The following is a 14792-nucleotide window of genomic DNA, read 5'->3' as shown; positions in this document are numbered from 1 at the left end:
CCGGGCCGGGTTCAGCGGCCCTTGCGCTTGATCTTGATACCGGACAGGTCGGTGGCGGCGGACCGCAGATCACCGCACGTGCCCCCGAGCTCGGCGATGGCCGCCGCGGCGAGATGCTCGGCCTTGCTCAGCACGTCGGCCACGTCGGCCTCGCCGGTCTCCTCGGTCGCGGGCACGAGGCAACGGAACGTGAAGGTGAGCAGCGCCGGCTCATAGGTGACGGTGCCCTCCTCGGTGAAGCGGGCTTTGTACAAGTCGTGGTCGTCCGCCTGCGCGATCAGGGCGGCACGCTGCTCGTCGGTAAGGACGTCGAACTTGCCGTGTGTGATGACCTGGTAGGTCTTGGGACTCACGGTGCTTCTCCAGGTGTCGATGCAGTCGGCCCCAGCCGGTGGGCATGGTGCGGCAGGAGGAACAGCAGACCCGCGATGAGAACCAGGCCTCCGGCCGCCCAATACAGAGCCTTGCTATAAGCCGCGATGAAGGTCTTCGAGCGGATCTCGCTGAGCGTGCTGTTGATCACCTGTCGGCCGGCACCAGCGTTCTGGCTCGGGTCCTGAATACTGGCGAGCAACGTGGCGCAGCTGGCGGGAACCTTGGTCAAGTCGGCTTGGCCGAGTTGATCGGTCGCGCAGGTTCGCAGCGTCGCTGCTTGGGCCGGTGCGACCGCGCGGACAGTGGCGATGACCTTGTCAGCCTGCTGACCCGCGTTGCCCGCCAACGCCGAGAAGAAGACGCCGCCGATGATCGCCACGCCGAGGGCCGCGCCGAGTTGGCCGACCGTGTTGATGACGCCGGACGCGGCACCGGCCTCCTGCGGCTCGACCTCGCGCAGGATCAGACCGGTCAGCGGGGCCATGAGCAGGCCCATGCCGGAGCCGAGCAACAACATCGACGGGGCGACGTGCCAGGAGGTGACGCCGTCGCCGGCGTGCTCCGCGACCCACGCGTAGGACGCGATGCCGAGGATCATCATGAGGGCGCCCGCCACCAAGGAGTACCGTCCGAACCTCGGGAAGATCGTGCGGACGGCGATGGTGCCGACGATCGGCACCCCCAGCGAGAACGGGATCGCCGTCAAGCCGGTGTGCAGCGCCGACCAGCCCAGGCCGCCTTGCAGATACAGCGTCCAGCTGAGGAAGAACCCCGCCGGAACCGCGCTGAAGAGGAGTTGCGCGAAGACGCCGATGCTGAACGCGCGGACCTGGAACAGGGAGAGGATCACCAGCGACGAGCCGTCCCGACGGGTCTTGAACCGCTCGTAGAACACGAAGCCCACCATGACGGAGCCGGCACCGACCAGACTGGCGATGCTCCAGGCGGGCCAATCCAGCTCGCGCCCGAGCATGAGCGGAAACATGAGCAAGAGCAGCCCGACGATCGCGAGCAGCACGCCGATCAGGTCCAGCCGGGTCGTGTGCGGGGACTTCGACTCCCGCATCCACTTCCGGGCGCCGATCAGGGCCGCCGCCCCGACCGGCAGGTTGACCACGAACACGCTCCGCCAGCCCAGACCCAGCGGGTCCGCGTCGACCAGCACGCCGCCGAGAATGGGGGCGGCGACGACGGCCAGGCCGATCATGCCGGCGTAGAGGCTGACCACGCGGCCGATCTCGCGGGGGTCGAACGTGACGTGGATGACCGCCAGGACCTGGGGCACCATCACCGCGGCGGCCACACCCTGCAGGATGCGGGCGGCCACCAGCATCTCAGAGCTCTGTGCCGCGGCGCACAGCGCGGAGGCCACGACGAAGCCGGTCACCCCCGCCATGAACATCCGCTTGCGGCCGAAAATGTCGCCGAGCCGGCCGCCGGTGATCAGGACGACCGCGAAGGACAGCGTGTAGCCGGCGGTCACCGCCTGGATGGTGACCGCCGAGGCACCGAGGTCGTGCTGGACGGCCGGGATCGCCACTGTGACGATGTTGACGTCCAGCAGGTCCATGAAGGTGGCGACCAGCAGGACGGTCAAAGCGAGCCACCGCTTGGGATCCGGCGCGGGCGCGGGCGCGGGCGTGGGTGCCGGTGCGGGCGCCGGCGCCGGCACCGGCGCGGGGGCGGGGACGGGGACGGGCGTGGGGACGGGGGAAGCGGTCGAGGGGGAGGACAGTCCGACAGCCGGCCGCTGCCCCTGCCTCGTTTCGCTGGTCAAGGCTTCTTCTCCGTGTTCGAAGTTCGAACTAGTTCGTGTCCGGCGCTTGGCGGGCGAGGGCGCTCCAAGAGCGCATCAGCAGCTCGACGGCGTCCACAACGACGTCCGCGTCGCTGTCCTCAGGGGAAAGCACCCGCTGGATGGACAGGCCGTCGCCCAGCGAATGCATGATGAGGGCCAGGAACTCCACCGGGGCCGGAGGCGTCACCGAGCGGGCGGCGAAGCCCTGCTCCAGCGCCTGGGCGAGCGCGGCCCGCGAACGCCGCTCCCGGTCGGCCAGCACCGGCAGCAACTCCGGGTCCCGCATGCCGTAGAGCCAGAGCTCAGTACGTAGAGCCAGCCAGCCGGCGAGCGTCTCGTCCCGCTCGCGGTGCCAGGTCCGCAGGTGTTCCAGCAGACCGTCGAAGGACTCTGCCTCCTGACTGAGCGCCTGCATCTCCTCCAGCTCGCGCTGAGTGCGCTGCTCCAGCAACGCGAGCACGATCTCGCGTTTGCCATCGAAGTTGCCGTAGAACGCGCCGCGGGTGTACCCGGCGCGCTCGACGATCTGCTCGACCGAGGTGCCGTTCACCCCGCTCTCGGCGAACAGTTCGGCCGCCGCCTGGAGCAACTGTTCACGGGTGAGTTCCCGGCTCTGCTGCCGGGTGAGCCGCTTGGTGACGGGGATCGCCTCCTGCCAACTGAGATACAAAACTGTATTCCAATACAAGACTGTATCTGAAGTCGGACCCGAGTGGTGACCTAGGCAGGCCTCACCGTGCCCCGGCCCGCCACCATCGCGACCATCGCCTGGCCGGCTGCGGCGACGCAGAGCAGGACGACCGGTGCGTGCCACCCGGAACTGACGGTGTGCAGCAACCCGAAGACCACCGGCCCCACGGCGGCCACCAGGTAGCCGATCGACTGGGCCATCGCCGACAGCGCACCCGCGCCGATCGCGTCCTGGGCGCGCAGGCTGAGGAAGGCCAGTGCGAGCACCAGGCTCGCTCCGCCGCCCAGCCCGAGGACGACACTCCACAGCGGTGCCCATCCCGGCGCCGCCAAGAGCCCGAGGTAGCCGACAAGCAGGACCACGGAGCTCGCCGTCGCCACCGCACGCTGATCACGGGCCCGCCGCAACACCGCGGGCACCGCCAGACTGGTCAGCACCGCGACCGCCTGGAACAGGAACAGCGTCCATCCCGCCCCGGCCGCGCTCATCCCTTCGTCCTGGAGGATCTGGGGCAACCACGTCACGACGACGTAGAAGCCCAGCGACTGCAGTCCCATGAACGCCGTGACCGCCCACGCCAGCGCCGATCCCCACGGCAGCCGGTGCCTGCGGACCGCGCCCGGGACCGGCCGCGAAGCGTGCGTCTGCGGGAGCCACAGCACGACGGCCACGAGCGCGAACACGATCCAGCAGCCCAGCGCGGTGTGCCAGCCGCCGGGGGCGGCCTGGCTGATGGGCACCGCCACTCCGGAGGCCACCGCGGCGACACCCCCCATCACCGTGGCGTACGCACTGGTCAGCAGGCCGACCTTGGCGGGGAAGTCACGCTTGATCAGGCTCGGCAGGATCACGTTGCCCACCGCGATCCCGGCCCCGATCAGCACCGTTCCCGCGAACAGGCCGGCCGTCGCAGGCACCCACCGGACCGCGATTCCCAGCGTCAGCACGACAAGCGCACCGCCCAGGAGCCGCTCCGGTCCCCACCGGGCAGCCAGCCGCGGGACCAGTGGAGACACCGTCGCGAACGCCAGCAACGGCAACGTGTTCAGCAAACCGGCCACGGCCGGGGCCAGCCCCAGGTCGTCCTGCACCCGGTCCAGCAGCGGCCCGACGCCGGTCAGGCTCGCCCGGAGGTTCGCCGCCACCACCAGCAGACCCCACACCAGCAAGGCCTGCCCGGAACGCCGCCTCGCGCCCTTCTCCGGCCCCTTGTCCGACCCCTTATTCGATGACTTCTCCATACCCGCCACGATCACGTCACAGCGTGGCGGGCAGCCAGGCCGGGTTCGAGGGTGGCCCCGCACAGGGCCACCCTCGGCACTGCCCCCTCAGCACCGAAACGCCATACGCTCGCGGCATGGGCACGCCGTTGGGGAAGTTCATCCGCGCCAAGCGCGACAGCATCCAGCCCGAGACCCTGGGACTGCCGGAACAAGGCCGCCGCCGGTCTCCCGGGCTGCGGCGCCAGGACCTCGCCGCGCGGGCCGGCATCAGCGTCGAGTACCTGACCCGCATCGAGCAGGGCCGCGACCGCAACCCGTCGACGGCGGTCGTCAACGCACTCGCCGACGCGCTCAGCCTCGACGTCCCCGAGCGCAACCGCCTGCGCTACCTCGTGAAGATCACCGGCGGCGAATGCGCCGTGCACTTCCGCCCCGCGCCCCCGCCCCGGCAGGTCAGACCCCTGGTCCTGAAGACGCTCCAGCTCCTTGAACCGGACATCGCCATCGTGACCAATCGTCTGGGCGACATCCTGGCCCGCACCAGCGGCTACGCGGCGATCACCGACGGAACCGGACTACTCGACGCCGCTGCTCCCAACCTGACCCGCTACATCTTCACCGACCCCCGGGCCCGGGCGTTCTTCGCCGACTGGGACGACGTCGCGGACGAACAGTCCTTCGACCTATGGCTCGCCCCCTCGGCCGAGAACCTCGAATGGCTCACCGCCACCCTCGCCCCCGTCGCAGGCCCCGAATTCACCCGCCGCCTGGACCGCCACACCGTGCCACACCGCGGAACCCTGCGCCTCAGCCACCCAACCGGACCCGAACTCCGCCTGCTCCGCGAGACCTTCGAGCTCCCCACCGACTCCCAGCAACTCGTCGTCTTCCACCCCGCGGACGAGCAGACGGCCGAGGCGGTCGACCGACTTCGTCGGCGGCCCCAAGGCCGCCTCAGGTCGGTCTCGTAACGCCGGCAAACAGACCTGAGGGTGCCGACGAAACCTGTGCGACCAGGCTGTATCACGACGAGCTCTGCGGTTATCTGGAAAACAAGCACTCCGTACCTGCGCTACGACACCGCCCTGGCACGCGGCTGGGCCGATCGCCACCGGCATCATCTACTACACCCGGTACCTGCGCCAAGAACAACAACGCATCCACCAGGCCCGCTCCGTTCTGGTCATGGGCGTGGTGATCTGACGGACGAGGAGTGGGCGCGGTTGCTGACGCGCAAATCATCTTGGCGACATCTCGGTGGGGTCAGTGCGACCTCGTTCTTGGCGCCGTCTCCCAGAAGGTCTCGCTATCGCACAAGAGTTGTTCGACGCCGAGGGTTCGCAGTGCGGCGCGCAACGCCGGCTCAGTGACGCCCGATGCATCAGCGGGGGCGATCACGTAACAGCCCGTCACCTCGACAAGCCCGCGATGGGAGACCTTTTCGACGGCCTTGGGGGTGATGTCGCTCGCCAGTTGGTCGGATCCCTCCTGCACGATCTCGGACTTCTTCCAGGCTCCTCGGGTGCTCTGTATGAGCACGGACCTTGAGACGGACCGCCCCTTGTTCTCAGCCATGACACCGCGGACAAGCCGACCGTCGACGATCGAGATGCGAGCGATGTCCGCCCATGGGATCTGGACCTGTGCCCGTGCGCCTCGCTCCCGACCGGAGATCATGATCCCGTCCGTTGCCACGCCCAGGAATCTCACGGTCCTCGTCATGACGCCAGCGAAAAGCCCCCCGATGCCCATGACCACCCCAAACAGGCCAATGCCGGTGACGAAGAGACGGGCAACGATACCGCCGGTGCCGTATCCAGCAAGCGGAAGGAAGGCCATAGGCGAACTCACGACGATTGCGACGATGCCGCCGAACAGTGGGAGTGGTTCGATTCTGCGGGCGGGACCGGAGAACACCGTCTCTTGGCGGTCGAGCTCTTGCCGGTCGAGTGCGGTCGGCGCGGTGGCTGCGATCGCGATGCCGTGCAGTACGGCGACTTTGGTGTCGGCAACGGTCGGCGTTTCGACGCTTAGCGGAGCTTCCCGTTTTCCAAGTCGCCCCTGGACCTGCTCCAGGATCTGTTGGCTGTGCGCGGCCGACGGCCGTTCGTCGGGGTCCTTTGCGAGGAGCCGATGTATCAGGTCGCCAACGTGGTCGGCGGCCCCTTCCCAGCGCGGGGGTTCCACGTCCAGGTGCTGGCGCATCCATGCAGCAGCGGTCGGGCCCGGGAACGGGTAGTCACCCGTCAGGAGCGCATACAGGGTTGCTCCGAAGGCGTACATGTCGGCCGCGGGAGTGGCTTTCTGGCCCAGCCACACCTCCGGAGGCATGAACGGAGGAGAGCCCATGACCACGCCGGTCGAGCTAAAGTGTGCGGTCGCCTCGGCATAGCTGGCGATCCCGAAATCCAGGATCTTCACCGAGCCGCCGGCCAAAAACATCAGGTTCGCGGGTTTGATGTCCCGGTGAACCACGCCCCTGCGATGGGCGTAGCCCAGGGCGTCGGCGACGGTGAGCATCAGGCCCACCGCCCGCTCGACGGGCAGCCCTTGGGGGTGTTCCTCGAGGAGCTGACCGAAGGTGCGTCCGTCCAGGTGCTCCATGACGAAGTAGGGATGGCCGTCCTTCTCCCCGACGTCGTGGACCACCGTGATGTTTGCGTGCTGGAGCGCGGCGACAGTCCTGGCCTCCTGCTGCAACGAAGCTCTGAGCCTCGGGTCCCCGCCAAGCTCCGCGAGGACGATCTTCACCGCGATGTCCCGGCGCAGCTGCTCGTCATACGCTGCCCAGACCTCCCCCATTCCGCCACGTCCCAGCCGGGCCATCAGGCGGTACTTCTCACCAAGCAGCTCGCCAGCCTCCACCTGCGACACCCTCCCCAGTCCCCGAGCCGAGGCGCTCCGACCGACGACAAGTAAATCAGCAACCTGGGTACATCCGACGAGTAGCGTCCCTTGCGATACCGAGCGTGCGACTGCCCGGCAAGTCGTCAGCGTTCCTCGACCGCTGCGCGACACCCAACGCTTCGCAGGGACTGCGCGTACGGCAGAAGGCAGCCGAAAGCGCAGTTCCGTCGTCGGCCACAGCGGCCCAGCTGTGCCACGGTCTGAACCCGAACCCTCGGGCACTCACATGTCCCGCACCCTCATGGGCACCGCGAGCCGGGTGTCGATCTTGCGCGGCTGTTGTCGAACGCTTCGCCGGTCGCCGGTGTCGTCCGCGCGTCGGAGGCACTGATGTGTGCTTCCGACGGCTGCTCGAGGAGCTCAACCTCACCGACGAAGAGAAGGAAGCCCTCGAAGGTGGCCACGAGGTCATCACCGCTCTGCTCGACCGCCTCGCCGACACCCCCACCCCGGCAGGGCCCACGCCCTGCGAACTCGGCACGACCAGCATGTTCATCCCACTGGGTGCCTTGACGGGCGGTCTGACCAAGCCATCGGAGACCCTCGACGACAAGGAAGCCTTCTGAACCTCAAACCGCAGTCACCGCACCGCCGCGACCAAGACCGACATCAGCAACACAATCCCGAAGATGGCCGCCACGGCCCTATTGAACGCCACAACGGTCCTGTTGCGCTCCGCATCGGCCTCCCTTCCCAGCCACGGGAACCGATCCGCGATGCCACGAACGTTAAGGGCAATCAAGATCAATGTCAGGCCAAGAGCGATGACCCCGAGCAGAAACCCCACGGCAGCACCGCCGTGAAGCTCGGTCGGCTTCCCCGCGATGACGACACCGAGCGCACCACTCGCCATCTCACAAACCTCCACGTCGAAAGTCCTGCTCAGCACCGGCATGCTACGACGCCACCCGCGAAACAACGCCAGAGGGCCAGCCCCAGTCCCCAAACCTCTGTCCGCACTGGCTACCTGCACCACCCCGCGAACCGACCAGGACCGTTACCGAACATTCTCAATAACGTGCCTTATGTGGCATCTGTTTTGTCAAGCCAGCGATGGATTGGTGTAGTCAGGATTGGCTTGCCAGGCTTGGGATCAGCCAGTCCAGCCGGTGCCCGGTCCGTCGATCACCTTTGCGAAAGTCCAGTTCACCGTGTCGATCTCGACGGTGTATGCCGTCAAGACCTCGGCGATCGCGCTGAGCATCGCCTTGTTGATTGCTTCACGGCGCTGTTGGATCTGGTCTTCGGCCTGTCCGGAGCTTGCGGGCTTGCTGGTTGAGTCGGTGAGGGTGACCGGAGCGTTCCAGGAGATGACGACATGACCGCCAACGTCTTCGACGAGGGCTCCAGGGCTACTGGCGCGAGGCCAGCCGGGTGGTAGGTCGGGGAGAACGGTGATGCCGGCCATCATGAGGTCCCAGCGGACGCGGCCCGCTGGCGGCATCCAGTTCTGATCGGCCAGGCTCATAGTTCTCCCCTTTCAACAAGCGTGCTATGCGCCTTGGCACTCTAACCGTGCAGTTCATGGTGCTCCATGGGGGCTCAGATGTCGGTCCTGGCGCAGCCGACTTCTGTGTGACCTCGATGGTCGGAAGGAGCGTCGCCTGGGCCGGGTTGCCGATCTGTTGCGGCGTAGGTCCGGCAAGGGTGGGGACGTCGGCGATGACGCGCGGGTTCGGTCCGAGCAGCGCGGCGACACTGCGCGGGGTGGCCAGCACCCGGTAGGGGTCGAAGCAGCGTGGCATCCACTCCCAGTCCTGGGCGTCCAGGAAGAACCGGCGCAGCGCGGAGATCCGCCCAGCCTTGGTCGGGGCCTGCAGCGGCTTGCCGAGCGTCTCGCCGAAGCCGACGGTGCGCTGGACGTAGTCCCAGACGCTCATCCGGTCCAGCGCCGTGACCCAGGCGGCGCAGGTCTGCCGAGTCCAGACCGCCGGGTCGGCGGCCTCCGGGCACTGGTCGGCGGCCCAGCGGCCGACTTTGAGCAGGTTGGAGCGGATGCTTCCGCGAGCTCTCGGCGTGAGCGTCGAGGTGGCGTGCCGACGGTCCACCCACTGCTCCCACGCCTCCGGGCCGCCGCTGGCCCGGCTGCTGTGTCCTCCGGTCTTGTGTTTCGGCGGATCGCAGAACCCGAGCGCGGCGGTCGCGCGCTGCATTGCGAACAGCGTGTTCAGCCGGAGGCCCGGCAGCATCCGCTCGGCGCGGATCCGCTCGAACGGCTCGGTGGTCATGTCCTCGACATGCGGGCTGCCGGCCAGCAGAACCACCTGGCAGACGACCATCGGCAGCAGCCGGTCCTGCTCGTCGCCGAGCTTGTAGCCCCAGGACGGAGCGCCGTACGAATCCTGCCGACCTCGACGTCCAGGTCTGGTCCGGGCCGGCCGTGCGTGACCGGACCACGTTCCAGTTCGGCCTCCAGCGCCGCCAACTGCTCATCGGAAAGCTGCGGATGTTTTGGCGGCCCCTTGCTGGCCAAACCCACCTGGCCACCGGCGGTCCAGGCCGCCTTCCAGCGCTGCACCGTGCGCACATGCAGCCGCAACGCCTTGGCCACGGCAGCGTTGTCGTCCCGGGCATCAGGCATATCGCCGAAATCCAGACCCCGTCAGTCCCCTGCGACATCACTCTTTGAACCCCAGTAACCAGATTCGACGCGGCGCCGGCTTTGGCGAACTGATCCGCGAATACGAGCACGCCGCATAAAAGGGCCGGCTCGCGCCAAATAGCCGATTTTTCGACCATCACGCAGAGAGCCCCGTCGCTGGGAAATCGGTCCCCGGCTCGGGGCGACTGGGCAAACGCCGACCACTGTCCTGGCGCGCCTCACTCGACCTTGAGGCGGTCACCGTCGCGCAGGCCGCCCGCAGGCCGCCCGCAGGCGCCGTAGGACGCACTGCGTCCGAATAGGCTCCGATTTACCTATTCGGCTCTATAGCTGCGCATTTCCCGCGCATCCCTTCGGGTGCCGTTGACAACCTTGTCAGCGATCTCCTACTCTCGCCCCACCTTATTTTGTAGGCAACTTTACTAACAGGATGGCTTTGATACGTCCGCGTCGATCCCGGATGGCCGCCACCCCATCTGCGCGCACTGCACCTCGCCTGCGATCTCATATCCGCCTCCTGCTGTGCGCCGCCCTTGTCACCATCTCGGGGGCGGCGTGCACGGGGGCGCCGCTGCCCGATGTCAGGCCGCCGGACTCGGCGACCGCTTACGGTCCCGAGCGGCCGCCGGTGACCTTGACCGTTTGGCACGGGTGGACTGACGAGCGGGAGGCTTCGGCGTTTCAGGCGATGCTCGATCGCTTCCACCTGCTGCATCCGAACATCGGTGTGCGGGCGGTCGGAGGCGTCACCGACAGTCAGATCATCAACGGCATCCGCTCCGAGCAGAACGTCGATGTCGTGTCCTCCTTCACCACTGACGACGTGGGGCTGTACTGCGGCAGCGGTGCCTGGGTCGACCTGAACCCGTTCTTGCGGTCCTCGGGGATCGACGCTGCGAAGACGTTCACCGCGCCGTCGCTGGCGTACTCCGCCTATCACGGCGACCAGTGCGCGCTGCCTCTGCTCGGCGACACCTTCGGGCTCTACTACAACAAGGCGATGTTCGCGAAGGCCGGTATTGAGCGGCCGCCGCGCACATTGTCGGAGCTCGAGGCCGACGCTGCGAAGTTGACCGTCCGGGCCGCGGACGGGTCGCTGCGGGTCGCCGGGTTCCTGCCCGACGTCGATTGGTACGAGAACGCCCCCGACCATCTGCAGTCGGTCTTCGGCATCCGCTTCCAGGACGCCGACAACCGTTCGGTGCTGGCCGGCGATCCGGGCGTCGCCTCCGAGTTGCGCTTCCAGTCGCGGATGATGGCGGTGCTCGGTGGGGCGGACGAGGCGCAAGCTTTCGCAGCCGGGCCGGCGGCCGGTGACGAGAACAGCGCGGCCAACGCCTTCCTGACCGGCAAGGTCGCCATGGCGGTCGGGGGAGAGTGGACCACCGCCGAGATCGCCGCCGACGCGCCCGACCTGGACTACGGGACGGCGCCGTTGCCGGTGGCCGACGACCGCGTTGCCGCCTACGGGTCCGGCACGGTGACGGGCACCGTCATCGGCATCGCGCGCACGACGCGGCACTCGGACGCGGCCTGGGAACTGGTGCGCTTCCTGACCACCGACACCGGCGCGCTCACCGCGTTCGCCAACGCCATCCACAACGTGCCGACCACGTACGCGGTCGCGGCCGATCCCGCGCTGGCCGCGGATGACCGCTTCCGCACTTTCATCGCCATCGCCGCCGACCCCCGGTCCACGAGCACGCCGCCGTCGCCGAACGGCGGCTACTACAAGAGCTCGTTCCAGCGGTTCGTCGCCGCCTATGAAGCCGGTCGGGTCACCGATCCGCAGTCGGCGCTGCGTGCCCTGGACCGGGAGATCGACTCGGCCACCGACCAAGGACGGGAGCCCACCCCATGAGTGCTGCCAGGACTGTGCGGCACGACGCCGCCCGCCCGGTGCTGCCGGGCGGGACGCCCGTGCACCGGTCGGTGCGGCGCGTACGCCGGCGGGAGATGGCCACCGCCGCCGCCCTGATGGGGCCGTGGATCGCCGGCGTCGGGCTGTTCGTGGTCTACCCGCTGGCCGCGACCGTCTACTTCTCTTTCACCCACTACAACATGCTCGACAGGCCGCGGTTCGTGGGTCTGCACAACTGGGCTTTCGTGCTGGGGCACTACCCGCCGTTCTGGACGTCGCTGCGCAACACCCTGTGGCTAGTCGCGGTGATGGTGACGTTGCGCGTGATCGCCGGATTCGGGCTGGCGATGCTGGTCGTCCGGGTGCGGATCGGCGGCCGGCTGATGCGCACGGCGCTGTTCGTGCCCTATCTCGTCCCGCCGGTCGCCGCCGCCCTCGGCTTCGTCTACCTGCTGCGGCCCGGCGACGGCCCGGTCAACCGGCTGCTCGGCGCGGTCGGGATCGGCGGACCCGGCTGGTTCGACGACCCGGCGTGGTCCAAGGCCGCGCTGACGCTGCTGGCGTTGTGGGGCGTCGGCGACGTGATGGTGGTGTTCCTGGCGGCGCTGGCCGACGTGCCCAAGGCTCGCGTCGAGGCGGCGTTGATGGACGGCGCCACCGGCTGGCAGCGGTTCCGCCACATCACGCTGCCGGAGATGTCGCCGACGCTGCTGTTCGCCGCGATCACGGGGGTCATCGCCGCGTTGCAGTACTACACGCAGGCCATGGTCGCGTCGCAGGCCGCGAGCGGCGATCTGGCCGCGCCCGGGCTGACCGCCGAACCCGGCTTTCCCGAGCAGTCCACACTCACCTTGACACAGACCTTGTACTCCCTGGGCTTCATCCACGCTGACACCGGCGCCGCCAGCGTCGTCGCCGTGATCCTGTTCGGGTTGTCGATCGGGCTCACAGCGCTGCTGCTGCGCCGCCGCTCCGGGTTCGCCGCGGGCGTGCTGCGGTGACCGCGCCGCTCGCCGCGGGACCGCTGCCGGATGGCCCTCAGCCGCCGGCCGACGCACCGGTCAGGCGCCGGAGCGCCGGACGGCCGGCCCACCGCCGGCCCGCCCGCACCGGCGCTGTGGGCCGCGGTCGTCCGCCCGGTATGCCCAGGCCCCGCCTGACCGCCGGCCGGCGCAGGATGCTCCACTGGGTTGCGGTCCATTCGCTGGCGATAGCCGCACTGCTCTGCTTCATCGGACCACTGTTCATGCTGGTGGCCGTCAGCCTGATGACCCCCGAGGAGTCGCTGTCAGGCCATTTGCTGCCGGAGCACCCGCAGTGGCACAACTTCGTCGACGTCATGCGCCGGGCAGGCGTACTGCGCTGGTGGTTCAATACCCTGCTCTACGCGGGAGCCGCGACCGTGGCGACCGTGGTGTCCTCCGCGCCGGTCGCCTACGCCCTGGCCCGTTTCGACTTCCCCGGCCGCCGTGCCGCATTGCTGCTCCTGCTCACCGGCATGATGCTGCCGCCGCAGGTCACCGTGGTGCCGATGTACATCCTGTGGGCCAAGCAGTTCCACCTGGCCGGGACGCTGTGGCCGCTGATCGTCCCGCTGCTGTTCGGCGACGCGTTCTCGATCTTCTTGCTGCGCCAGTTCATCATCGCGGTTCCCCGCGACCACATCGACGCCGCGCGCGTCGACGGCTGCGGCGAGCTCCGGACGATGCTGCGGGTGGTGCTGCCGATGGTCAAACCGGCCCTGGCGGCCGTCGCGCTGCTGCAGTTCTTCCTGCGCTGGAACGACTACTTCGGACCTCAGGTGTACGTCGCCACGAATCCGAAATGGTGGACCCTCTCCTACGGCCTGCAGACGTTCCAGGCATCCGAGCACGTCGAATGGAACCTGCTGACGGCCGTGAACCTGCTGGTGACCGCACCCGTCGTGCTCGTCTTCTTCTTCGCGCAGCGGGTGTTCATCCAGGGGGTGACGCTTCCGGCCGCACGGTAGCCGCAGAGCCGTGGTGTGGCAGCTCCACACCCTCCATCGTCGCCGAGGCCGAGGTGCGTCGCAGCGCCGTCACCGCTAGGACCGCCCCGATGGTCGCTACGCCCGCGCCGCTCCACCACACCAGTGCGTCGCTCGCTGCGGCGTGGATCTCGAGTGCGGCCATCGGGCCGATGGCGTAGGCCAGGGAGACGGAGCCGTCGAAGGCGCCGAGGTAGGCGCCGCGTTGCTGGGGCGGGGCCAGGTCGGCGGCGAGGGCTTGGGCGGTCGGGGTCCAGGCGATCTCGCCGAAGGTCGACAGTACGACCACTGCTGCGATCGTCACTGCGGAGGTGTTCAGCAGGAACAACAGGAACGGTCCGCCGGTCAGGGTCGCTGCCACGATCACCAGTACTCGGCGCGGCAGGGTGTCGCCGAAGCGGGTGGCTCGTGCTTGGAAGATCACGATCAGTACCGGGTTCAGGGCGATGAGCGCTCCCCAGGCCGCGACCGGCAGGTGGTAGGAGGACACGGCCGCCACGGGGAGGAACCGGTCCGTCGCGGCGAGGGTGAGCGTGATCATCGTGACCGAGGACAGGAACAGCAGGAAGGATCCGTCGCGCCAGAGCGCGCGGTCGGGGGTCTGCTCGCCGGGTGGTGCGTGGTCGCGGCGTGGGGGATCGTGGATCGACAGGCGTGCGGTGACGACCGCCACCGCGCCGCAGGCGGCGAGTCCGCCGAACATTGTCGGCCAGCTGCCGATCGCCACCAGGAGTGCCGCGCCGGGCGGGCCGAGGATGACCGACATGCTGCGCAGGACGCGCATTGCCGCGTACGCCGATGCGCGCTCGCCGTCCGGGACCGTGTCGGCGATCAGTGCCGAGGACGCGGCGCTGCCCGGAGGGCCGAGCGGGCCGAAGGCGACGACCAGGGCCAGTCCGAGCAGCACGTGGTCGCCGGCGGCCATGAAGGCGGCGATGCACACTGTCTGCGCGGACCAGCTCGCCAGGATGACCGGCCGTCGTCCGCGCCGGTCGGACAGCCGGCCTCCGAGGTAGCCGGAGCCGATCCCGGACGCGGCTCGGAAGAACAGCGCGAGGCCGACCGCCCCGGGTGCGGCGTGCAGCCGTTGGACAGCCCAGATCGCGACGTACGCCGAGAAGCCGGAGGTGGCGAGCCCCTGGATCGCCGTCGCCGTGATCAGGGGTCTGATTCCACTCGGGACGTCGGTCAATCCGAACAGTCGGAGGATCCGGTTGCCGACGCGCGCCGGGTGGGCTCCGTCGCTTCGGCTCATGTCATCTGCATAGCAACGCCGGGGCGTCATGGCGAGCGGGCAGGTTCAGCGTTTGCGGTGCGGCGAGTGCCA

15 protein-coding genes are annotated in these 14792 nt (G+C 68.7%); 5 read left to right on the top strand and 10 right to left on the bottom strand.

Going from position 1 to position 14792, the window contains the following annotated elements:
* Positions 1–11: 11 nt before the first annotated feature.
* The 4 genes from ABD481_RS21545 to ABD481_RS21530 form a co-directional block, all read right to left on the bottom strand.
* The gene (locus ABD481_RS21545) at positions 12–353 is read right to left on the bottom strand and encodes a DUF6204 family protein (RefSeq protein ID WP_344667514.1); all 342 of its coding nucleotides are present in this window, start codon (positions 351–353) and stop codon (positions 12–14) included.
* Positions 350–1972 carry an MFS transporter gene (locus ABD481_RS21540; protein WP_344667513.1) on the bottom strand — a complete coding sequence of 541 codons (1623 nt, stop codon included), beginning with the start codon at positions 1970–1972 and terminating at the stop codon, positions 350–352. Before ABD481_RS21540 ends, ABD481_RS21545 begins: the two co-directional genes overlap by 4 nt.
* 208 nt (positions 1973–2180) lie before the next feature.
* A complete protein-coding gene (locus ABD481_RS21535; protein ID WP_344667512.1) occupies positions 2181–2843 on the bottom strand; it encodes a TetR/AcrR family transcriptional regulator in 663 nt (220 codons plus the stop codon).
* A gap of 50 nt (positions 2844–2893) precedes the next feature.
* Positions 2894–4105: an MFS transporter gene (locus ABD481_RS21530; protein ID WP_344667511.1), complete on the bottom strand. Its 1212-nt coding sequence runs from the start codon at positions 4103–4105 to the stop codon at positions 2894–2896.
* A gap of 116 nt (positions 4106–4221) precedes the next feature.
* Between ABD481_RS21530 and ABD481_RS21525 the strand changes: the two genes are divergently transcribed.
* Positions 4222–5058, top strand: a complete 837-nt coding sequence (locus ABD481_RS21525) for a helix-turn-helix domain-containing protein (protein WP_344667510.1) — start codon at positions 4222–4224, stop codon at positions 5056–5058.
* A gap of 292 nt (positions 5059–5350) precedes the next feature.
* On the opposite strand, the gene ABD481_RS21520 is transcribed toward ABD481_RS21525, so the two are convergent.
* Positions 5351–6952 (bottom strand): serine/threonine-protein kinase, encoded by a 1602-nt coding sequence (locus ABD481_RS21520; RefSeq protein WP_344667509.1) that lies wholly within the window; start codon positions 6950–6952, stop codon positions 5351–5353.
* Positions 6953–7326: 374 nt separating this feature from the next.
* On the opposite strand from ABD481_RS21520, the gene ABD481_RS21515 reads away from it, so the two are divergent.
* Positions 7327–7560 (top strand): hypothetical protein, encoded by a 234-nt coding sequence (locus tag ABD481_RS21515; RefSeq protein WP_344667508.1) that lies wholly within the window; start codon positions 7327–7329, stop codon positions 7558–7560.
* Positions 7561–7574: 14 nt separating this feature from the next.
* Here ABD481_RS21515 and ABD481_RS21510 read toward each other — a convergent pair whose 3' ends face one another.
* From ABD481_RS21510 to ABD481_RS47420, 4 genes are all read right to left on the bottom strand, one after another.
* Positions 7575–7889, bottom strand: a complete 315-nt coding sequence (locus ABD481_RS21510) for a hypothetical protein (protein ID WP_344667507.1) — start codon at positions 7887–7889, stop codon at positions 7575–7577.
* A gap of 198 nt (positions 7890–8087) precedes the next feature.
* Positions 8088–8405: a hypothetical protein gene (locus ABD481_RS21505; protein ID WP_344667506.1), complete on the bottom strand. Its 318-nt coding sequence runs from the start codon at positions 8403–8405 to the stop codon at positions 8088–8090.
* Entirely contained in the window at positions 8347–9273 is a 927-nt protein-coding gene (locus ABD481_RS21500) for a hypothetical protein (protein ID WP_344667505.1), read from the bottom strand. Before ABD481_RS21500 ends, ABD481_RS21505 begins: the two co-directional genes overlap by 59 nt.
* On the bottom strand, positions 9219–9575 hold the full coding sequence (locus ABD481_RS47420; RefSeq protein ID WP_425559246.1) for a helix-turn-helix domain-containing protein: 357 nt from the start codon (positions 9573–9575) through the stop codon (positions 9219–9221). The genes ABD481_RS21500 and ABD481_RS47420 overlap by 55 nt, the downstream gene beginning before the upstream one ends.
* Positions 9576–10224: 649 nt before the next feature.
* Between ABD481_RS47420 and ABD481_RS21495 the strand changes: the two genes are divergently transcribed.
* The 3 genes from ABD481_RS21495 to ABD481_RS21485 all read left to right on the top strand — a co-directional run bounded on the left by ABD481_RS21495 (position 10225) and on the right by ABD481_RS21485 (position 13447).
* Entirely contained in the window at positions 10225–11457 is a 1233-nt protein-coding gene (locus tag ABD481_RS21495) for an extracellular solute-binding protein (RefSeq protein WP_344667504.1), read from the top strand.
* Positions 11454–12458: a carbohydrate ABC transporter permease gene (locus tag ABD481_RS21490; protein ID WP_344667503.1), complete on the top strand. Its 1005-nt coding sequence runs from the start codon at positions 11454–11456 to the stop codon at positions 12456–12458. Before ABD481_RS21495 ends, ABD481_RS21490 begins: the two co-directional genes overlap by 4 nt.
* A 140-nt stretch (positions 12459–12598) precedes the next feature.
* Positions 12599–13447 (top strand): carbohydrate ABC transporter permease, encoded by an 849-nt coding sequence (locus tag ABD481_RS21485; RefSeq protein ID WP_344667502.1) that lies wholly within the window; start codon positions 12599–12601, stop codon positions 13445–13447.
* On the opposite strand, the gene ABD481_RS21480 is transcribed toward ABD481_RS21485, so the two are convergent.
* Positions 13413–14720, bottom strand: coding sequence for an MFS transporter (locus ABD481_RS21480; RefSeq protein ID WP_344667501.1), 1308 nt, complete (start codon positions 14718–14720; stop codon positions 13413–13415). The genes ABD481_RS21485 and ABD481_RS21480 overlap by 35 nt on opposite strands.
* Positions 14721–14792: the final 72 nt, after the last annotated feature.

Origin of the sequence: Catenulispora yoronensis, from assembly GCF_039531695.1 — a bacterium.
Lineage (GTDB): Bacteria > Actinomycetota > Actinomycetes > Streptomycetales > Catenulisporaceae > Catenulispora > Catenulispora yoronensis.
Note: the sequence above shows the minus strand (reverse complement) of the source record. Positions and strands in the feature narration are given on the sequence as shown.

What these genes read in the sequence shown, in the direction of transcription:
- ABD481_RS21530 (WP_344667511.1), bottom strand. Translation starts at nt 4,105, where the DNA reads ATGGAGAAGTCATCGAATAAGGGGTCGGACAAGGGGCCGGAGAAGGGC.
- ABD481_RS21525 (WP_344667510.1), top strand. Translation starts at nt 4,222, where the DNA reads ATGGGCACGCCGTTGGGGAAGTTCATCCGCGCCAAGCGCGACAGCATC.
- ABD481_RS21510 (WP_344667507.1), bottom strand. Translation starts at nt 7,889, where the DNA reads ATGCCGGTGCTGAGCAGGACTTTCGACGTGGAGGTTTGTGAGATGGCG.
- ABD481_RS21505 (WP_344667506.1), bottom strand. Translation starts at nt 8,405, where the DNA reads ATGATGGCCGGCATCACCGTTCTCCCCGACCTACCACCCGGCTGGCCT.
- ABD481_RS21500 (WP_344667505.1), bottom strand. Translation starts at nt 9,273, where the DNA reads ATGGTCGTCTGCCAGGTGGTTCTGCTGGCCGGCAGCCCGCATGTCGAG.
- ABD481_RS47420 (WP_425559246.1), bottom strand. Translation starts at nt 9,575, where the DNA reads ATGCCTGATGCCCGGGACGACAACGCTGCCGTGGCCAAGGCGTTGCGG.
- ABD481_RS21490 (WP_344667503.1), top strand. Translation starts at nt 11,454, where the DNA reads ATGAGTGCTGCCAGGACTGTGCGGCACGACGCCGCCCGCCCGGTGCTG.
- ABD481_RS21485 (WP_344667502.1), top strand. Translation starts at nt 12,599, where the DNA reads ATGCCCAGGCCCCGCCTGACCGCCGGCCGGCGCAGGATGCTCCACTGG.
- ABD481_RS21480 (WP_344667501.1), bottom strand. Translation starts at nt 14,720, where the DNA reads ATGAGCCGAAGCGACGGAGCCCACCCGGCGCGCGTCGGCAACCGGATC.